The sequence below is a fragment of the Gottfriedia acidiceleris genome, from assembly GCF_023115465.1.
In the GTDB taxonomy this organism is placed as follows: Bacteria; Bacillota; Bacilli; order Bacillales; family Bacillaceae_G; genus Gottfriedia; species Gottfriedia acidiceleris_B.
In genome coordinates this window covers 2,209,760-2,228,184 of record NZ_CP096034.1, presented here as the reverse complement: position 1 = coordinate 2,228,184, position 18,425 = coordinate 2,209,760, and the positions used below count along the sequence as shown (strand labels likewise).

Annotated in this window: 17 protein-coding genes and 1 pseudogene; 5 read left to right on the top strand and 13 right to left on the bottom strand. The window is 33.1% G+C overall.

All coding sequences use genetic code 11. The annotated features are described in order from the left end of the window. The first annotated feature begins 110 nt into the window (after positions 1-110). Positions 111-347: a hypothetical protein gene (locus MY490_RS10845; RefSeq protein ID WP_069032177.1), complete on the top strand. Its 237-nt coding sequence runs from the start codon at positions 111-113 to the stop codon at positions 345-347. Positions 348-957: 610 nt separating this feature from the next. On the opposite strand, the pseudogene MY490_RS10840 reads toward MY490_RS10845, so the two are convergent. After that, positions 958-2,071, bottom strand: a pseudogene (locus MY490_RS10840) (RNA-guided endonuclease TnpB family protein). An 11-nt stretch (positions 2,072-2,082) separates the two neighbouring features. Further along, on the bottom strand, positions 2,083-2,205 hold the full coding sequence (locus MY490_RS22135; RefSeq protein ID WP_282439859.1) for an NUDIX hydrolase: 123 nt from the start codon (positions 2,203-2,205) through the stop codon (positions 2,083-2,085). Between the two features lie 160 nt (positions 2,206-2,365). Between MY490_RS22135 and MY490_RS10835 the strand changes: the two genes are divergently transcribed. From MY490_RS10835 to MY490_RS10825, 3 genes are read left to right on the top strand one after another with little or no spacing between them, the layout of a single operon-like run. After that, positions 2,366-2,503: a cytochrome c oxidase subunit 2A gene (locus MY490_RS10835; RefSeq protein ID WP_248269195.1), complete on the top strand. Its 138-nt coding sequence runs from the start codon at positions 2,366-2,368 to the stop codon at positions 2,501-2,503. 14 nt (positions 2,504-2,517) lie between these two features. Then, positions 2,518-2,988, top strand: coding sequence for a cytochrome c oxidase subunit II (locus MY490_RS10830; RefSeq protein WP_248269194.1), 471 nt, complete (start codon positions 2,518-2,520; stop codon positions 2,986-2,988). Positions 2,989-2,996: 8 nt separating this feature from the next. Further along, positions 2,997-4,652: a b(o/a)3-type cytochrome-c oxidase subunit 1 gene (locus MY490_RS10825; protein ID WP_248269361.1), complete on the top strand. Its 1,656-nt coding sequence runs from the start codon at positions 2,997-2,999 to the stop codon at positions 4,650-4,652. Between the two features lie 204 nt (positions 4,653-4,856). On the opposite strand, the gene MY490_RS10820 is transcribed toward MY490_RS10825, so the two are convergent. The 4 genes from MY490_RS10820 to MY490_RS22130 form a co-directional block, all read right to left on the bottom strand. After that, complete coding sequence (locus MY490_RS10820) at positions 4,857-5,120, bottom strand: formate/nitrite transporter family protein (protein ID WP_248269193.1); 264 nt, start codon at positions 5,118-5,120, stop codon at positions 4,857-4,859. Between the two features lie 152 nt (positions 5,121-5,272). Further along, entirely contained in the window at positions 5,273-5,662 is a 390-nt protein-coding gene (locus tag MY490_RS10815) for an iron chaperone (protein ID WP_248269192.1), read from the bottom strand. An 18-nt stretch (positions 5,663-5,680) separates the two neighbouring features. After that, positions 5,681-6,919, bottom strand: coding sequence for an MFS transporter (locus MY490_RS10810; protein WP_248269191.1), 1,239 nt, complete (start codon positions 6,917-6,919; stop codon positions 5,681-5,683). Positions 6,920-7,577: 658 nt separating this feature from the next. Then, positions 7,578-8,255: a response regulator transcription factor gene (locus MY490_RS22130; RefSeq protein WP_282439858.1), complete on the bottom strand. Its 678-nt coding sequence runs from the start codon at positions 8,253-8,255 to the stop codon at positions 7,578-7,580. Between the two features lie 224 nt (positions 8,256-8,479). On the opposite strand from MY490_RS22130, the gene MY490_RS10800 reads away from it, so the two are divergent. Next, complete coding sequence (locus tag MY490_RS10800) at positions 8,480-9,376, top strand: LysR family transcriptional regulator (RefSeq protein WP_248269190.1); 897 nt, start codon at positions 8,480-8,482, stop codon at positions 9,374-9,376. Between the two features lie 57 nt (positions 9,377-9,433). Here the strand turns inward: MY490_RS10800 and MY490_RS10795 are convergent, their stop codons facing one another. From MY490_RS10795 to MY490_RS10765, 7 genes are all read right to left on the bottom strand, one after another. Next, complete coding sequence (locus MY490_RS10795) at positions 9,434-9,862, bottom strand: protein-tyrosine phosphatase family protein (protein WP_248269189.1); 429 nt, start codon at positions 9,860-9,862, stop codon at positions 9,434-9,436. 33 nt (positions 9,863-9,895) lie between these two features. Then, complete coding sequence (locus MY490_RS10790; RefSeq protein WP_248269188.1) at positions 9,896-10,642, bottom strand: MBL fold metallo-hydrolase; 747 nt, start codon at positions 10,640-10,642, stop codon at positions 9,896-9,898. Between the two features lie 266 nt (positions 10,643-10,908). Then, positions 10,909-12,459 carry an acyl-CoA carboxylase subunit beta gene (locus tag MY490_RS10785; RefSeq protein WP_248269360.1) on the bottom strand — a complete coding sequence of 517 codons (1,551 nt, stop codon included), beginning with the start codon at positions 12,457-12,459 and terminating at the stop codon, positions 10,909-10,911. A gap of 8 nt (positions 12,460-12,467) precedes the next feature. After that, positions 12,468-12,905: a methylmalonyl-CoA epimerase gene (gene mce / locus MY490_RS10780; RefSeq protein WP_248269187.1), complete on the bottom strand. Its 438-nt coding sequence runs from the start codon at positions 12,903-12,905 to the stop codon at positions 12,468-12,470. After that, entirely contained in the window at positions 12,905-13,924 is a 1,020-nt protein-coding gene (gene meaB, locus MY490_RS10775) for a methylmalonyl Co-A mutase-associated GTPase MeaB (protein WP_248269186.1), read from the bottom strand. Before meaB ends, mce begins: the two co-directional genes overlap by 1 nt. Then, positions 13,925-16,090 (bottom strand): methylmalonyl-CoA mutase, encoded by a 2,166-nt coding sequence (gene scpA, locus MY490_RS10770; RefSeq protein ID WP_432707054.1) that lies wholly within the window; start codon positions 16,088-16,090, stop codon positions 13,925-13,927. Beyond that, positions 16,087-18,186: a methylmalonyl-CoA mutase family protein gene (locus MY490_RS10765; protein ID WP_248269185.1), complete on the bottom strand. Its 2,100-nt coding sequence runs from the start codon at positions 18,184-18,186 to the stop codon at positions 16,087-16,089. Before MY490_RS10765 ends, scpA begins: the two co-directional genes overlap by 4 nt. Between the last annotated feature and the right edge of the window lie 239 nt (positions 18,187-18,425).

Sequence of the window (18,425 nt, the reverse complement as noted above, 5' to 3'; positions counted from 1 at the left end):
TAAATAACAAAGAATGATTCTCAGAAAATAAAATTGACATACAACCATAAGGTGTTATAATTTATATAACACCTTATGGTTGTATAAATATTTTATAGGAGGCAACAAGAATGGACAAGCAAGGTCAAGAAATGTTTTTAAATTTTATTTTACAAAGAGTTCAAGAAGGTAAAGAAGATGAAGCAAGGGAAATTCTTTTAGAAAACTTCAGAAAACAAGATGAAGGCACTTTTTCATTAGAAGAAGTTCAACAATTCGTCCCAAAGATGATTACTTTATTAAAGCCTGATAAACTTGAAGAAGTTAAAGCGGTTGTAATGCAATTTGCTGGAAATTTTGGTAAATAAAAAGAAAAAACTCTGTCTATCAGAGTTTTTTCCTTTATTCACTATTTTTTGTTTAAAACTTCCCACCAAATAGCTCCATTGACCTGTTCACCTTCAATCGATCCTTCTACTTCTCTAAATGTCTTTCAAAAATAAAAAATGAGTATAGTCTATACAATATTGCGATCAGCGCTAAAACTGATAAATAGATCATCGAATTGTCTTCAATAAAAAATGACGCGATAAAAACCGCAAATGTTAGTAAAGTGAGGAAGTTCCCAGAGAAAGCATTAATTGGCTGATTGTGTGAACTACCCACCACTTAGTTAACCTTCCGGTGTACTTGGAGGCCGCTGAATAACTCTATGATTTTTGAAAAAGTTCAATTCCCTAAAATTTCCATCCCCACTTTTGTCTCAAAAATGGGTTAAAACGTAATGTGTCCTTGCCACTTTATTTATAAAAATCGAGGTTTTTATGGGAATTGATTTTTCGTAAAAAGTAAAATTTGATCAAAATTTACTTTTTCAGTGGCCTCTCTACTTGAAGGGGGGCTTCTCGACTTATTGTTGCTTTTGCTAGCCAACAAAAACTGACCGAGCTAACCCTCATGTTCCATGAGTTTTTGCTTCTATGCTAATACTAATAGGCGAATGCCTTCATTTTTGATATTGACTGCTGAATTGTAGTCACGATCTGTCGCATAACCGCATGAACAATGGTAGGTTCGTTCAGATAGTTTCATTTGTTTTTCTGAACCACAACAAGAACACTTCTTAGTGGAAGGAAACCACTTATCATATTTTCACAAGCTGTTTTCCTTGTTCTTTTAGTTTGTACGCTAAGAAAGTAGTGAACATGCCCCAACTATTGTCGTGAACGCTTTTACCAAAGTGAAGGGCTTTAGACATTCTTTTCATGTTCAAGTCCTCAATCACGACAGCATCAAAGTTAGAAGCTAATTCTTTTGACTTATGATGAAGGAAATCTTTGCGTTGGTTCGCTACTTTCTCATGAAACTTAGCAACTACTAGTCGTTGCTTATTCCAACGTACAGAACCTTTTTTACACTTAGACAGAATGCGTTGTGCTTTTGCTAATTTTTCTGACATAACACGATAGTAGCGAGGATAATTGGCTTTCTCATTCACGCTACTCACATATAATTCAGACATCGCAAAGTCTAATCCAATAACGTTTTTCACTTCTTTTTGTACAATTTCTTTTTCGTATTCAGTCAAAATAGAAACATAGTATTTACCAGTAGATGTCATGGAGACCGTGCATGACTTGATTATGTAGTCTTGTGGGATTTTTCTATGTTGTCTGATTCGTACCATTTTTAGCTTTGGTAATTTTATATGGCGAGCAAATAACAGTATGTTTCCGTTTACGAGATTGGTTGTATATGAATTTCTACCCTTTTTGTTCTTGAATGTAGGTAATTCATTGTGACCACTAAAGAAATTCTTATAAGAAGTTTGCAAATTTAGTTGAGCGTTTGCTAAGGCTAAAGAATCAACTTCTTTTAGCCACTCAAATTCTGCTTTGTATTTTGCAGGAGTTGGAAACTTTTGTTTCTTTAGTTGTTCCTTATCATCTTTGTATTTCTCGTATGTTTCTTTTCTTTCTGCCAACATTTTGTTGTATACGAATCTGACACAACCGAAAGTTTTTCGCATAAGAAATGCTTGTTCTTCTGTTGGGTATAAACGAAACTTATATGCTTTATAGTGCTTTGCCATATCATTCCACCTCACTTTTGAACTTGATTTTCTAATAATAATCTACCGAATTGGTCAATGATGATTGCAACTAAACCAACAAATATTAAAGGTCTATTTACAACAATACTCCTTAAATCTACTATATATCCCATTTTTACGCCCCCTCAATATTACTATATTTTACCAAATAGCTTCATCTAGTTTCCCTAAATGTTATATATTTTGTTTTCATTTTCCATGAATAGAAATACTTGGAAATCATCATACTAACTTTTAGTTTAAATTTTTAATTTTGAGATTGGAGAGATTGAATTGTCTTCAAAAAAAACTGAGAGAGCTGACAGAGAACAAGATCATAATTTAAATGGAACTTTTATAAGTGTACTTGTACTTGGTGTTTTCATTATCATTTTATGGTTTAGTTTCTATGTTTTTTATTTACATCGTTAGAAAGGAGGATGTGTATGCATCTACATAAATACGAAAAAATTTGGTTAACATTTGGAATGATTTCGTTAATTGTTTTTCTTGTAATTATCGGTATTACAGCATTTCGTTCACATCTTCAGCCAGCAGGCGGGATGGACACGGTAAATCCTCAAACAGTTGAAAAGACTGCTCCTTTCAATCACCCAGGTGTGTATCAAAAAGATGATGGTACTTACGAAGTTGTATTACTTGCAAAAACCTTTGCTTATGCACCTAGTAAATTGAAAGTCCCAATCGGAAAGAAAGTCCGATTTGTTGTGACTAGTACAGATGTGACACACAGTTTTTCGATTGTTAATACAAATGTCAATATGATGGTTGTGCCAGGTCAAATTAATACGAAGGAGTATTCCTTTAAAAAGCCAGGAAATTATTTAATTTTATGTAACGAATATTGTGGAACGGGTCATTCATTTATGCAAACAACTATCGAGGCGGTGAAATAATGAATGAAATGATTGGACGACCTGATCGTAGACTAGCTTTAACACATATTATAGTGGCATATACTGCTTTTTTAATAGGAACATTTACTGGGCTAATGCAAGTATTTGTCCGAAATAACGCACTTGAACTACCAAAATGGCTCGATTACTATCAAATTCTAACTGCTCATGGAATTCTACTTGCAATTGTCTTTACTACCTATTTTATATTTGGTTTCTTAATTACAGGTATGAGTAAAACATTAGGTGATTTTGGTTCGAAGGTACAGACATTTACTTGGTTAGGTTTTATTGTAATGACAATTGGAACAATACTTGCAGTGATTATGATTTTATCTGGTCAAGCCTCTGTTTTATATACCTTTTATGCTCCATTGCAGGCTAGTGCATGGTTTTATGTCGCATTAGCACTTTTTGTTGTTGGCACATGGATTAGTGGATTTGCATTAGTTGGACATTATGTTGCTTGGAAAAAGAATAATAAAGGTAAAATAAGTCCACTAATCGCTTTTATGACTGTAGCAACAATCGTATTATGGGTAATTGCTAGCCTAGGTGTAGCTTCGACAGTTCTATTTCAATTCATTCCGTGGTCGTTCGGATGGGTAGATACAATCAACGTTGAATTAAGTCGATCGCTTTTTTGGTTTTTCGGTCACCCACTTGTTTATTTTTGGCTACTTCCTGCTTATATTGGTTGGTATGCAATTATGCCAAAAATAGTTGGTGGAGAAGTATTTAGTGACTCTCTTGCACGACTCGCTTTTATCTTATTTCTTTTGTTCTCTATACCAGTCGGCTTTCACCATCAACTTCAAGAACCTGGTATTTCAACCTTTTGGAAATTCTTACAGACTGTCTTAACTTTTATGGTAATCATACCATCATTAATGACGGCTTTCTCTATGTTTGCTGTGTTTGAGATTTCAGGAAGAAAAAAAGGGGCGAAAGGATTATTTGGGTGGATTTTTAAATTGCCATGGAAGGATGTTCGCTTTACATCTCTTTTTATTGCAATGTTGTTTTTCGCTCCTGGTGGTGCAGGTGGAATCATCAATGCAAGCTATCAATTAGATGAAATTGTTCATAATACACTTTGGATTGTTGGACACTTCCATATTACAGTTGGTACACCTGTTGCAATGACATTTTTCGGTTTAACTTTTTGGCTTATTCCTTATTTAACAGGAAAAAAACTAACAAAAGCATTCCAAAAATTAGCGTTTATACAGATTTTCACATGGGCTATCGGAATGTTTTTAATGTCGACTACAATGCATATTTTGGGAATTTATGGTGCACCTAGACGCACTTCATACACTGATTATATGGGACATCCTGCAGCAGCTAAATGGTTTTCTGGTATATTCACAAATCATGTAACTGTTGCTGTTGGTGGATCAATCTTGTTTTTATCTGCTTTATTATTAATTTTTATTGTTCTACAATCGTTATTTACTTTACCAACTGCTAGTTCGAAAGAAGAAATAGTTGAATTTCCGGTTGCAGAAAGTAATACCGAAAACACACCTCGTATATTGGAAAATTGGTGGCTTTGGATTGGTGTTTCAATTGTATTAATTGCAATTGCTTATACAATTCCTTTATCACATATGATGCATCAACATCATCCGACTGGCTCGGAAGGTTTCAAAACTTGGTAGGAGTGAATAAATTTGTTCGTATTTACATTTTCGTTAATTCTAGTATGTGTCATAGGTATTGTTATTCTGGTTGATTTAACAACAAAAGAAGAATAAAAAAATGAAAAATCAACCTTGAGTATATTTATATAGTAAAAAGAAACAACCTTTTTCGATTTTTTGGTCAAGGTTGTTTCCCTTACTTTTTATTTTTTCAAACGTAACTTAAGATGCTTTTTTATTTTCATTATACTTAACATTTGAATATTTTTTATTTATTGCTTCCGAACTAGAAACCCAGTAAGCTACTCCTACAAATAAACTACCGCCAATAATATTTCCAATTGTAACGGGTACAAGATTCGAAATCATCATTCCAGCTAATGTTACTGTTTCTGGATGTTTAAAAATAATAATGTCGAATTGGAACACAAGATTCACTAGGTTTAGGAATCCAATTTTACTAAAAAAATCAACTTCATCATTCATTACTTGTTTTTCCTAACCTACTAAATACAAGTTTAGTATAACGGATAAAGTAATTTAATACTGGAAAATAATTGACAAAATTTTGAACAAAATGATATGTCCTTATTACTAAAAAACCTCCAAAGTTTAAATTTGCTTTAGAGGTTTCGAACTTATTTTTTCTTTTTTAATTTTTCTTCAGCTTTTTTAATATCCTCAAGTTCCCTATACTTTACAATCTTTTTTATCAAATCAAATGGTAGTGGATCATTTATTGGAAACTGTACAGACCCTTTAGCGCCTTTATAAACTGATAATTCTTCTTTAAATGCTGCAATTCCGCTTGCGCCAGGGTAAAATCCAATATGATTTTTAAATGCAGCAAAATGTACTAAATTTTTATTTAGAGCAAATGTAGGCATTTGATAACTAATTCTCTCTACCGCATTCGGTACAACCTCTTTTACAATCTTTCTTAAAGCTTGTAATTTTTCCTGAACATCAGGCTGAAATTGTGAGATATATTCATCAATCGTTTCAAATGTTTTTTTAGTATGTTCCATAAATCCTCCTTTAACAAATTATCCTGCTTTTTCTGTTTTGTCTCCAGAAAGTGAATTAATTCTCCTAAGTGAAGGGAATAAATACATCCAAAGTCCAGCAACTACTATCGTTCCAAGTCCACCTACAAATGCAGCTGGTACGGCACCAATTAATCCAGCCATTGTTCCAGATTCAAATTCCCCAAGCTGATTCGAAGTTCCAATAAATAGCGAATTTACAGCATTTACTCTGCCTCTCATATCATCTGGTGTTTGTAGCTGAACAAGCGAAGAACGTATTACTACGCTGACCACATCTGAAGCTCCGATTATAAATAATGCAATTAATGAAATGACTAAGTTTGTTGAAATTGCAAATAGCATTGTTGCTAATCCAAAAATACCTAACGCTACAAATAATATCGGCCCAAAAGATTTTTTAAGTGGAAAATAAGCTAAAACTAAAGACATGATTAATGCTCCGACAGCTGGTGCAGTACGCATCAGACCTAAGCCCCAAGCCTTTGTATGTAAAATATCTTGTGCATAAATTGGTAAAAGTGCTGTAGCTCCTCCAAGTAAAACGGCAAACAAATCAAGTGATATAGTTCCTAAAATGATTGGGTGTTTATAGACAAATTCTAACCCCATCAGCATTGTACGTAAAGTTACTGGCTCTTGTTTACGGATAAATTCACTTTCTAATTTTATAAAAATTGTTAAGATTGATGAAAGTAATAAAGCAATTGCTGACGTTGCATATACGTATGCAGGTCCCACTGAAAATAATACACCACCAAGAGATGGCCCGAGTATTTGTGCTGTTTGACCTGCAGATGTGCTCCAAGAAATTGCTTGCTGTAAAATAGATTTTGGCACAACTTGAGGTAATAACGCCGAAGAAGCAGGTCCTTCAAATGATCGGCATGCACCGAGTATAAAAGCAGCAATTAATATTTCCTCTCTGCTAAGCCAATTAGCAAAATTACCATATAAAAGAAGTCCTGCTATTAAAGCTTCTACCATTTGGCATATGAAAACAATTTTCCGACGATCTACTCTGTCAGCAACTTGACCAACTACTAAAGTAAGTAAGACCATTGGAATGAATTGTGCTAAACCTACTAGACCTAGACTAAACGCGTCATGTGTCAATTCATACATTTGCCATCCAATTGCTACAGATAGCATTTGAAATGAAGTCGAAGTAAACATTCGTGAGACCCAGAAATTTGTAAATGAAGTCCCTTTAAAAATAGATTTTTTTGATGCAGACAAATTCAAACTCTCCCCTTTTTAACTCTAACTAGCAAATTGAATATTTATACTATTAATGAAATTTAAATACACATCATTATACTATTTTTACTCTGAATTTGTGGATTAATCCAACTTATATTAAATGTTTTTTAATAAATGTTGAGCTCTATTATCTTCCCACTCTAACCATTTATGTGTAGGATATTCATATCTTTTTACGTTTTTACTTTCTTTTAATCACCTCATGATGAAGTTGGTTATATTTGTTCAACGGAATTTAAAAAAATCTGCAAATGGATGATAAACTACTCTCTGCATTTATATACTATGGTAATTTAATTGGAAATTTTTAGAAAATACAACTAGAGCTTATGATACAATCATTTTAAGCAAAAGAGAATTAGAGATAATGAAACGAATTGCTTGTGGCGAAAGTACAAAAAAATAGGCAGATTCCATGTATATTAGTGATCTTACAGTAAAACAATATGTAAAATCTAAAAACTTAGTGCTAATAATCACTCTCATGCGGTTTGTGAATTAATTCGAAAAGGAATTATCTCTTAAAGCCATTTTCGAAAGCGCTTTTAAACTCATAAAAAAACACTAATCCTTTTAAGTATAAGATTAGTGTCAGAGTGGTGAAATATAAAACAGTCTTTACAATATTTGATAATTAATCAAGCGAAATCCAATTATTTTTAAATGCAAAAATCACAGCATTTAATCTGTCAGATACCTGTAATTTTTGGATTATATTTGATACATGATTTTTAACAGTTTTACTCGAAATGAATAATTCAGAGCCTATTTGAATATTGGAAAACCCTTGAGCTAAAAGTTGTAAAATTTCAATTTCTCTTTTCGTCAAAAGATTATTCATAGCTTCATAATCTAGTTCTTTCTGTTTCTTTCCATTCTCAAGCAGTCGTGTATTTTCTTGAATGATTAAATGTGTTAATCGAGAATCTAAGAAGAATTGACCATTTTGAACTTGTCTTACAATATGAAGTAAATATTGTTCGTCAATGTCTGTTAAGCAAATTCCATTTACCCCAATTTTCATCAAACTCTCAATTTCATTATAATTTATATTATTTTTAATGATTACTATATTAATATTCTGATCAATTAACTTTAAAAGCTGAGATTTTGCTTCCATCTCTTCATTTTTCACATAACAAATAAAAAATGATTCATTTAAATTGCTTGAATTTACTTCATGGAAATCTATTTTTCTAGCATCTAGATTATGATGAACTAAAATTGTACATATTCCAGATACGAAAAGAGTATTTTCAACAAAAATAAATGTTTTATTTTCGTGGTGATTAAACTCATTGTTAGTAAACATTTTTATTCCCAACTTTCAACAGTAACTAGATTCAATCACTGATATTTCATTACCTAATCCTAATTAATCCTATAAAATTATATGGAATTAAGTAGTATTTTACATCGTTTAAGGAAGAAATTATATTTCATATATGTTAAGCTATTGTTAAGTAATACTTAACAATGTATTGCATTTAAATATATTAAACTATTGATAGGATGTTTTTATATTAGGAGGTTAATATGAACTTTGAACAACTAGAATATGTTGTAAGTATCGCGAATGAGAAGTCGATTTCAAAGGCAGCGAAAAAATTGCATATATCTCCTTCTGGGGTTAGTCAAGCCATTAGTCAACTTGAAAGAGAGTTAGAAATAAATATATTTAATCGTTCTAGAGGAGGAATTACTTTAACTTTTGAGGGAGAGTTAGTATTATCTAGGTCGATTGAAATTTTAAATAATTTAAAAGAATTAAAAGAACAGCTTTCGGATTTTAAGGAAACTAGAGTAAAACATATGAAAATTGCATGTGCACCAACTTTTACTTATACAATTCACGAAGTTTTAAAAAAATACTCTGGTAATAACAATGGAGCAACGATTGAATTAATTGAACAAGGTACACCTCAGATCCTTAACAATTTAGCAAAAGAAGACTATGACTTAGCATTAGTTGTATCTTCAAAAGCGGAATTAGAAAAGGAAAATAATATTAATTTCGAATTTTTAAGTAAAGGAAATGTTTGCATTCTAGTAGGTAAAAATTCTCCTTTATATGAATTAGATTATGTTACCGCTGAAGAATTACTTTATCAAAAAGCTGTAATGTATACTTTTTCTAATAAAAATTTTCTACAATTAGCTAAAAAATTTAAAAATGAGATCGTTCTTAAATCAAATCGTACAATGACACTTATTGAAATTATTAAGGAAGGACGCGTATTTACTTTTGTCCATAATACAACTTTAAAATATTTTCCTGAAGTTTTAAGCGGCGAATTAAAAATAATCCCAATTAAAGAAACAGATTATATTTATCAGGACTTTTGGATAATATCTCCAATTACCAAAGAAAATACAAGTGAAAAAAATGAATTCATAAAGTGTGTAAAAGATCATTTAAATGGTATTTCTTAATAAAAAACGCTAAATGATACAAACCAAATTTGTATAATTAGCGTTTTTTATTTTTATTTAAGCATTAGGAAAAATCTTTTTTAACGATTCCTTCATATCAGGATTCGATTTAATTGTTGGACGTATTAATCTAGCCATTTCTTCAGCTTCTTCAATTGTTTCAGCTTTGTTTAGTGCAATTAATGCACCTACTGCAACTGTACCTGCACGAGTATTACCACCACCACAATGGAAATACACTTTTTGATCATTTTGATATGCTTCTACTACAGAATCAATTGCTCTTTTAAGTGTTTCTGCTTGTTCTTCTTTATCATCAACAATCGGACTATGTACTCGGTTAATTTGAGGGTCAATCTCATAATTTTTTACTCTTAGATCAAAAACAATATCTGCTTTTTCGTTTTCCATCATGTCTTTAACGTCATCTGCTCCACCGAAAAAGACACGATCTTTTATTAATTCTTGATAATTCTTGTTGCTCATTTTTTTGCCTCCAAAAACGATTTTTTAATATTTTTATCGAATGATTTCACTTAATCTTTCTTTTATATTCCCCTCAAATAATCCACCATGATAACAGATCATTTTTTCAATATCAAATGACAATAAAGCCTCAAGTGATTTTATCGATTGTTCAATATCATATGTATATTGTGGGTTTGAAGGGTTTAATTGCCCATTTTCGATCATTAGTGCATCTCCTGCAACCAATGTTTTTGACTCCTGATGATAAAAGCTTATATGACCTGGTGTATGTCCAGCAGTGTCAATTACAGTAATCCCACCACAAATTGCCAAATCATTTCCTGGGGTAATAATATGGTTAACTTTACCTTTTGGTGGGTTTTCTAATCTGTTTTTAAATGCTTTTCGAAATTCATCTGTTGCATCCGCTGGTAATGACGCTACAGCTTTTGCAATTTTTTCAGGTGTAATTTTAATCAGTAACTTTTCACCTTGAATATAAGGTTTTTCTATTTCACTCGCATAGACGTCAATTTTGTTTGTAGATTCTTCTACAATTACAGAAAGACTTCCAATATGATCAATATCTTGATGAGTAATCAGTATTTTATTCAGTTTTTCAAAAGATACTCCAACAGTTTCAAAACAATTTTGAAATTCGTTTAATTGTCCGGGATAACCTGTGTCAATTAATACCATATCCTCGTCATCCCAAATTAGTGTTGGATGAATTGTATTCGTCATACCATTTGAATTCATCGTAATGCTTAACATTTGGATCTTACTTTTACCAAGCATAAAATCACTCCTGAACTATATTGTATAATCATTTCCAAGTTCTATCGTACCGATTATAGCTCACCCAGTCAATACAAAAATATAATATTATAACATAAATATTTTTGTTTGTCAATAGATTGTTCGACTCACTAAAATGTAATTTTTAACATTTTCTAAACAAAAAACTAGATATACTAAAGTATATCTAGTCATTTTGTTGCTTAAGGACTTGTTACATCGATCAAAAACATTCAAACTATTAGCAGTTTAGTTAATTTCTATTTTTAAAGAGGGATATTTCCATGTTTCTTCTTAGGTCGAGTTTCACTTTTTGTACTTAACATTTCTAAGGATTGTTTTAAGACTTTACGTGTTTCTCTTGGATCAATAACATCATCGACCATGCCGTGAGAAGCTGCAACATATGGGTTTGCAAACATTTCTCTGTATTCTGCAATTTTTTCAGCGCGAGTTGCAATCGGATCAATACTTTGATTAATTTCTTTTGCAAAGATAATATTTGCTGCTCCTTCTGGTCCCATTACGGCGATTTCTGCATTTGGCCAAGCGTATACGACATCTGCACCTATTGCTTTAGAATTCATTGCTACGTATGCCCCGCCATATGCTTTTCTTAAGATAACTGTAATTTTTGGAACTGTAGCTTCTGAATATGCATATAAAATTTTAGCTCCGTGTCGAATAATGCCACCATGCTCCTGGTTTACACCTGGGAAGAAACCTGTTACATCTTCAAATGTAATTAAAGGAATATTAAATGAATCACAAAAACGAATAAATCTTGAAAGTTTATCAGATGAATTAATATCAAGACCGCCTGCCATTACTTTTGGCTGATTTGCTATGATTCCAACACTATGTCCATCAATTCGACCAAATCCAATAACGATGTTCTTCGCAAAGTTTGGTTGTACTTCCATGAAATCTCCATTATCTAGAATTTGCTCAATTACTTTTCTTACATCGTAAACTTTCGTAGATTCGATTGGAACTAAGTCAATTAGATCTTCTCTCCAATCATCTTTTTCGAAGAATGGAACTCCTTCTGGTTTTTCATTATTATTTTGAGGTAAAAAGCTAATTAATCTGCGTACCTGTTCTAATATTTCTGGTTCTGATTCTTCAGTGAAATGAGCTACTCCACTAATCGAAGAATGAACTTTTGCCCCACCAAGATTTTCCGTTGTAATTTTTTCTCCAGTAATAGTTTCAATTACTTTTGGACCTGTAATAAACATTTGACTTGTCTTTTCAACCATAAAAACAAAATCAGTAATAGCTGGTGAATAGACTGCTCCACCTGCACATGGTCCCATTATGACAGATATTTGCGGAATAACACCAGAATAGATCGAATTACGATAAAATACATGACCGTAACCGTCTAAAGAAACTACTCCTTCTTGTATTCTAGCACCACCAGAATCGTTTAATCCTATAATCGGAGCACCAACTTTTGCAGCTAAGTCCATAGCTTTTGCAATTTTTATAGCATGCATTTCACCTAATGCTCCACCAAATACTGTAAAATCTTGTGCAAAAACATAGATTAAACGTCCATGGACTTTACCATAACCTGTGACAACACCTTCACCTGGGCTATCCATTTTATCCATTCCAAAATTCGTAGCGCGGTGTTTAATAAAAGGATTTAATTCGACAAAAGTATCTTCATCTAATAAAAGATTAATACGTTCTCTAGCAGTTAATTTCCCTCTATTATGCTGTGAATCTATTCGTTCGTCTCCACCGCCTAGTTCAATGACTCTCTTTCGATCCATTAATTCATTTATTTTCTCATACGCTGTCGTCATAACTTTATTCAACTTCCTTTCTTAGTAACACTAGATGATGGTTGGCATAGCTCAAACAAAACTTTATTCGTTGAATTTGGATGAAGGAAAGCAACGAGGCTATCATGCGCACCCTTTTTTGGAACTTCATTTATTAGTTTAATTCCATGTTCTTTCATCATTTCAAGCTGTTTCTCACAGTTTTCTGTTTCTAATGCGATATGGTGAATTCCTTCACCCTTTTTCTCAATAAACTTTGCAATTGGGCTTTCTGGGCTAGTTGCTTCTAAAAGCTCAATTTTCACTTCTCCGATTTCGATAAATGCTACTCGTACTTTTTCACTTTCAACTGTTTCAATACCTTTAAGTTTTAAGCCAAGTATATTCGTATACAATTGAATAGAAGTTTCTAAATCTCTTACTGCAATTCCAATATGATTAATTTTTTTAGGACTAATCTCATGCATTACAATGTCTCCTTCCGATTGCCTTCAAAAATGGATAATAAATAGTTTGCAGCTGAAGTTGCTGTTACTTCTCCATTTACAATTGAGCTTTCAATCGTTTTTAAATTTAGTTTCACACTTTCATGATTCATAAAACTTAGTTTCAATTGTTCAAAAACCATGTTGTACATCCAATCAATCATTTGTTTTTGACGGCGCAAAGAAAAATAACCAGACTTAGTTGTTAAATCTTTGAAAGCATTAATTTCATTCCATATTTCTTCAATACCTTCACCAAGTAACGCTGAAGCTGTATATGCTTTACTAGACCAACCAGGAGTTGAAGGCTGTAATAAGTGAAGTATTCGATTAAATTCAGCCCTAGCCGCCTTGGCCTTTAATTTGTTTTGTCCATCGGCTTTATTGATGACAATTGAATCTGCAAGTTCCATGATGCCTTTTTTAATTCCTTGTAGCTCATCTCCTGCTCCAGTTAGCATGACTAAAAGAAAAAAATCTACCATTGAACGAACCTGTACTTCACTTTGTCCAACACCGACAGTTTCGATTAAAATCACATCATATCCTGCTGCTTCGCATACTAGCATTGATTCCCTTGTTTTACGTGCAATCCCACCAAGAGAACCACCTGATGCAGAAGGTCTAATAAATGCATTAGGATTCTTTGAAAGTGAATCCATTCTTGTTTTGTCTCCTAAAATACTACCTTTTGTAATTGTGCTACTTGGATCGATTGTTAAAACGGCTACTTTATGTCCTTGTTCACACAAATATGTTCCAAAGCTTTCTATTAAACTACTTTTACCGGCACCTGGAACCCCAGTTATTCCAATCCGGATCGAACGCCCTGAATAAGGAAGTAACCTCGTCAACACATTTTGTGCTGAATTCATATGTGCTGATGAATTACTTTCTATAAGAGTAATTGTTTGGGCTAAAATAGTTCGATTGCCTTCAAGTACTCCATTTACATAGTCGTCTTCTGAAAGCTTTTTCTTTCTTTTGTTTTCGTAATCCATTTAAATCGAATCCTCAAGTCGGCGATTAATTTCTTCAATAACCTTTTGTGCCGCAACTGGGATAACAGTACCTGGTCCGAAGATTGCTGCCGCTCCGTTCTTCAATAAAAACTCATAATCCCCTGCTGGTATTACCCCTCCAGCTACAAGAACAATGTCTTGTCGATCTAGTTTTTTTAACTCTTCCATCAATTGTGGAAGTAGCGTTTTATGACCACCTGCTAAAGAGCTCATCCCGATAACATGAACATCATTTTCGACTGCTTGAAGTGCCGTTTCCGCTGGTGTTTGGAATAAAGGACCGATATCTACATCAAAGCCTAAATCAGCAAATGCCGTTGCGATTACTTTCGCTCCACGATCATGTCCGTCTTGTCCCAGTTTAGCAATCATAATACGAGGACGACGACCTTCTTTTTCTTCAAAATCATCTGCCATTTTACGCACAATCTCGATTTCATCTTTTTCTCCGTATTCCGCACTGTAAACACCCATAATTGAACGAATAACGGCTTTATGTCTGCCTACTACTTTTTCATAAGCATCTGATATTTCACCTAATGTTGCACGAGCTCTAGCAGCTGATATTGCAAGCGCTAACAAATTACCTTCCCCAGACTCCGCAGCCTCAGTTATTGCACTTAATGCTGCCTGAACTTTTGCTTCATCTCTAGATGCTCGAAGCTCTTGTAATCGCAATATTTGTGCTACACGAACCGCAGTATTGTCGACTTCTAAAACATCTAATGGATCTTCTTTTTCAAGACGGTATTTATTAACGCCAATAATTGTTTCTTTACCTGAATCGATGTGAGCTTGACGTCTTGCAGCGGCTTCTTCGATTCTCATCTTTGGTAAACCAGTTTCAATCGCTTTTGCCATACCACCTAATGATTCAACCTCTTGAATATGCGCCCAAGCTTTTTGTACTAATTCATTAGTTAACGATTCGACGTAATATGAGCCTCCCCATGGGTCGACTACATTACAAATCCCCGTTTCTTCTTGTAAATAAAGCTGCGTATTACGGGCAATACGGGCAGAGAAATCAGTTGGTAATGCAATTGCTTCATCTAAAGCATTCGTATGAAGTGATTGAGTATGACCTAATACAGCAGCCATTGCTTCAATACATGTACGAGTCACATTATTAAATGGATCTTGTTCAGTTAAACTCCAACCAGATGTTTGTGAATGCGTTCTTAGCGCCATCGATTTTTCTTTCTTTGGATCAAATGATTTGATTAATTTAGCCCAAAGTAAACGAGCTGCTCTCATTTTTGCAATTTCCATGAAATAGTTCATCCCAATTCCCCAGAAAAATGATAAACGAGGAGCAAACGAATCAATATCGATACCCGCTTTTAAACCTGTTCGAACATATTCCAATCCATTTGCCAACGTATAGCCTAATTCGATATCTGCAGTTGCCCCTGCTTCTTGCATATGGTAACCAGATATACTGATGCTGTTGAATTTTGGCATATGTTGTGAAGTATAAGAAAAAATATCAGCAATAATACGCATTGATGCTTCTGGTGGGTAAATATAAGTATTTCTCACCATATATTCTTTCAAAATATCGTTTTGAATCGTTCCTGTAAGCTGTGATTGATGTACCCCTTGTTCTTCAGCAGCAACAATATAAAATGCTAAAACGGGAAGTACTGCACCGTTCATCGTCATTGAAACTGACATTTTATCTAAAGGAATACCATCAAATAAAATTTTCATATCAAGGATTGAATCAATTGCAACCCCTGCTTTTCCAACATCCCCTTCAACACGAGGATGATCTGAATCATATCCACGGTGAGTAGCTAAATCAAACGCAATCGATAAACCTTTTTGACCTGCAGCTAAATTTCTTCGATAAAATGCATTACTTTCTTCTGCAGTTGAAAAGCCGGCGTATTGACGAATTGTCCAAGGCTTGTTTATATACATCGCAGGGTAAGGTCCACGTAAAAACGGAGCGATTCCAGAAACGTAACCTAAATGTTCCATCTGATTAAGATCATTCGAATCATATAATGGTTTTACATCTATTTGTTCTAAAGTTTTCCAATCATCATGATTAAATTGCATCTTTTTAGGAGGTGCTATATTTGGTGCTGAAAATGTTGTATTAAATGGCATCTTTGTAAAGTCTGTTAGTTTGTTCATTTCATAATCCCTCCATCCTTTTGAAGATTTTGCAACTTCTCAAAATTATTTACATTGATATGAATGAAATCATCAATTCCAACTTCTTTATATAAATTCATATCATCTATTGACGGCTTTCCTGCTAAAAGTACTTTTGCGTTCGAATGAATTGTTTTAATCTGTTTTGTTAAAGATGGTACAACTTCTGAATATTGATCATCAGTAGAACAAATGACAGCAATTGTCGATTCTGATTTTTTAAATGCATCAATTATTTCATCTATTGATGAAAAGCCTTTATTTTGAAGCACCTTAAATCCTCCAACTTCAAAGAAATCAGTAACAAAGTCCGTTCGAGGTTTATATGCTGCAACTTGTCCAAAATTTGCTACAAATACAGTTGGAAATTCACCTGTACTATTTTTATAGCTTTGAGAATTTTGGCGTAATGATTCATATGGATGTGCACCACGATGTATATTCAATGGATTAACTCTAGGAAGTTCCGAATCTACTAATTCCATTGCATTTAAAATATTCGATATTGTTGCACCGCTATTTGCAACATCAATTATCTCTTCAATTGAACAACCACTTTGTAATATGAAATGTTCGGAACTACCCTCGAAGTTTTCTTTAATCCACTCAACTTCTTTCGGATCCGATTCTTTTTTCTCTACCCCAGTTTCGTTGAGGTTTGGATAAATAGTAGTCCCAATAAATTTATCTTTTCTATTTTTTATATTGTTCGATTTTTCTTCTGCAACCTGTCTAACTAATGCTTGGGGGAAACCTTCTTGTATTGCCTTAACCATTCCACCTTTTTCTTCAATCTTTTGGAATAGTTCCCATGCCTTTTCAGCCAAAGAGTAAGTAAGTGCTTCAATATACCAAGAACCACCAGCTGGATCAGCGACTTTTGATAAATTTGATTCTTTATCAAGAATTAAATGTGTATTTCTAGCAATACGTCTAGAAAATTCATCAGATGATTTAATCGATTCATCGAATGGTGAAACATGAAGTGAGTCAGATCCTCCAATTACTCCTGCAAAAGCTTCAACAGTTCCTCTAAGTATATTTACATAAGGATCATAAATTGTTTTCGTCCATGCAGATGTACGAGAATGAATTTTCATTTTTTGTGATGCTTCATTACCACCTAATTCTTTCAACATTCTTGCCCAAATCATTCTAGCTGCTCTTAATTTTGCGATTTCCATAAAGAAGTTCGATCCGACAGAAAACGCGAAAAGTATTTTCGTCGCTGCATCATCAAGCGGAATTTGTTGGTTATCCATTTCACGTAAATACTCTAAACCAGTTGAAATAGCAAATGCTAATTCTTGCACTGCATTTCCTCCAGCATCGTGATAAGAATGTGACTGCACTAATATATTTCTTAAATTTGCTGTATGCTTGACTGACCATTTTGTAATCTCAGCCATCATTTTGTAAGCATTTTCAAGAGAATACGGAAGTGTCCCATTTTTCACTAAATTACTGATTGGATCCATTCCAATAAAGCCATTTATTTTATTAAAATCGTAATTTTGTTGTTGCAAATATGCGATAAATGAACCAAAAAATGCTTGCCCACCGTTAACTGTTTCAATATATAAAGGAACTTCCTCTAAATTTATATTTTGAAAGGCTATTCTAAAATCATTCATAGATGTTAAGATTAACCCTTTATTTGAATTATTATTTTTGCTTTTTATTTCAAAAGATTCATTAAGTTGAATCTTTAACATCGTTTGCCCTTTGTCTAAATCATGTTTTGCAACACGGTTGAACTCTACTGGCGAAGAATAATCTAATTCCTGACTAATTTCCCATGGTTTTTCTAAATAGCCTTGTTCACTTGTTCCTCTAACAAAAGGAAATTCTCCAGGTTGTGCGTTTATATAAGGATAGTTAGCGATATCTTCTTCCCCATACATCGGCTTCAAAATTATTTCTTCATACGTTTTTGTTACTAGCTTTTCCTCAATAGTGGCTCCTTTTAAGGATTTTTCAACAACATCTCTCCACTCTTGAACAGTAGGCTTTGGAAATTCAGCAAATAATTTCTCTTCCAAGTTATGGTTCGAAGTTTTCGTATTTTCTGACATGAATAAAGCCACTCCTTTCTTTAACTCTTAATTTAATAAGATGTAAAAATACATTAGCTCATCGAACTTATCTATGTAATAAAGTCGATTATTCTTTTCATTAAGAATATAAATGCAAAGAATAATTAAAATTTCGACAAACACTTTCAAAAATCCTCTAAAATTATGAAAATTACGTATTTTTTAAATCCTCTTATTTATTAATATATTTTGATATTAGTTTTTTCAAAAAAAAGCAT

Excerpts from the sequence above, each read along its gene's own strand:
- MY490_RS22130 (WP_282439858.1), bottom strand. The coding sequence starts at position 8,255 with ATGTTTACTAACAATGAGTTTAATCACCACGAAAATAAAACATTTATT.
- scpA (WP_432707054.1), bottom strand. The coding sequence starts at position 16,090 with ATGAACAAACTAACAGACTTTACAAAGATGCCATTTAATACAACATTT.
- MY490_RS10815 (WP_248269192.1), bottom strand. The coding sequence starts at position 5,662 with ATGGAACATACTAAAAAAACATTTGAAACGATTGATGAATATATCTCA.
- MY490_RS10825 (WP_248269361.1), top strand. The coding sequence starts at position 2,997 with ATGATTGGACGACCTGATCGTAGACTAGCTTTAACACATATTATAGTG.
- MY490_RS10790 (WP_248269188.1), bottom strand. The coding sequence starts at position 10,642 with ATGCTTGGTAAAAGTAAGATCCAAATGTTAAGCATTACGATGAATTCA.
- MY490_RS10830 (WP_248269194.1), top strand. The coding sequence starts at position 2,518 with ATGCATCTACATAAATACGAAAAAATTTGGTTAACATTTGGAATGATT.
- meaB (WP_248269186.1), bottom strand. The coding sequence starts at position 13,924 with ATGGATTACGAAAACAAAAGAAAGAAAAAGCTTTCAGAAGACGACTAT.
- MY490_RS10795 (WP_248269189.1), bottom strand. The coding sequence starts at position 9,862 with ATGAGCAACAAGAATTATCAAGAATTAATAAAAGATCGTGTCTTTTTC.
- MY490_RS22135 (WP_282439859.1), bottom strand. The coding sequence starts at position 2,205 with ATGGGATATATAGTAGATTTAAGGAGTATTGTTGTAAATAGACCTTTA.
- MY490_RS10800 (WP_248269190.1), top strand. The coding sequence starts at position 8,480 with ATGAACTTTGAACAACTAGAATATGTTGTAAGTATCGCGAATGAGAAG.
- MY490_RS10845 (WP_069032177.1), top strand. The coding sequence starts at position 111 with ATGGACAAGCAAGGTCAAGAAATGTTTTTAAATTTTATTTTACAAAGA.
- MY490_RS10820 (WP_248269193.1), bottom strand. The coding sequence starts at position 5,120 with ATGAATGATGAAGTTGATTTTTTTAGTAAAATTGGATTCCTAAACCTA.
- mce (WP_248269187.1), bottom strand. The coding sequence starts at position 12,905 with ATGCATGAGATTAGTCCTAAAAAAATTAATCATATTGGAATTGCAGTA.
- MY490_RS10785 (WP_248269360.1), bottom strand. The coding sequence starts at position 12,459 with ATGACGACAGCGTATGAGAAAATAAATGAATTAATGGATCGAAAGAGA.
- MY490_RS10765 (WP_248269185.1), bottom strand. The coding sequence starts at position 18,186 with ATGTCAGAAAATACGAAAACTTCGAACCATAACTTGGAAGAGAAATTA.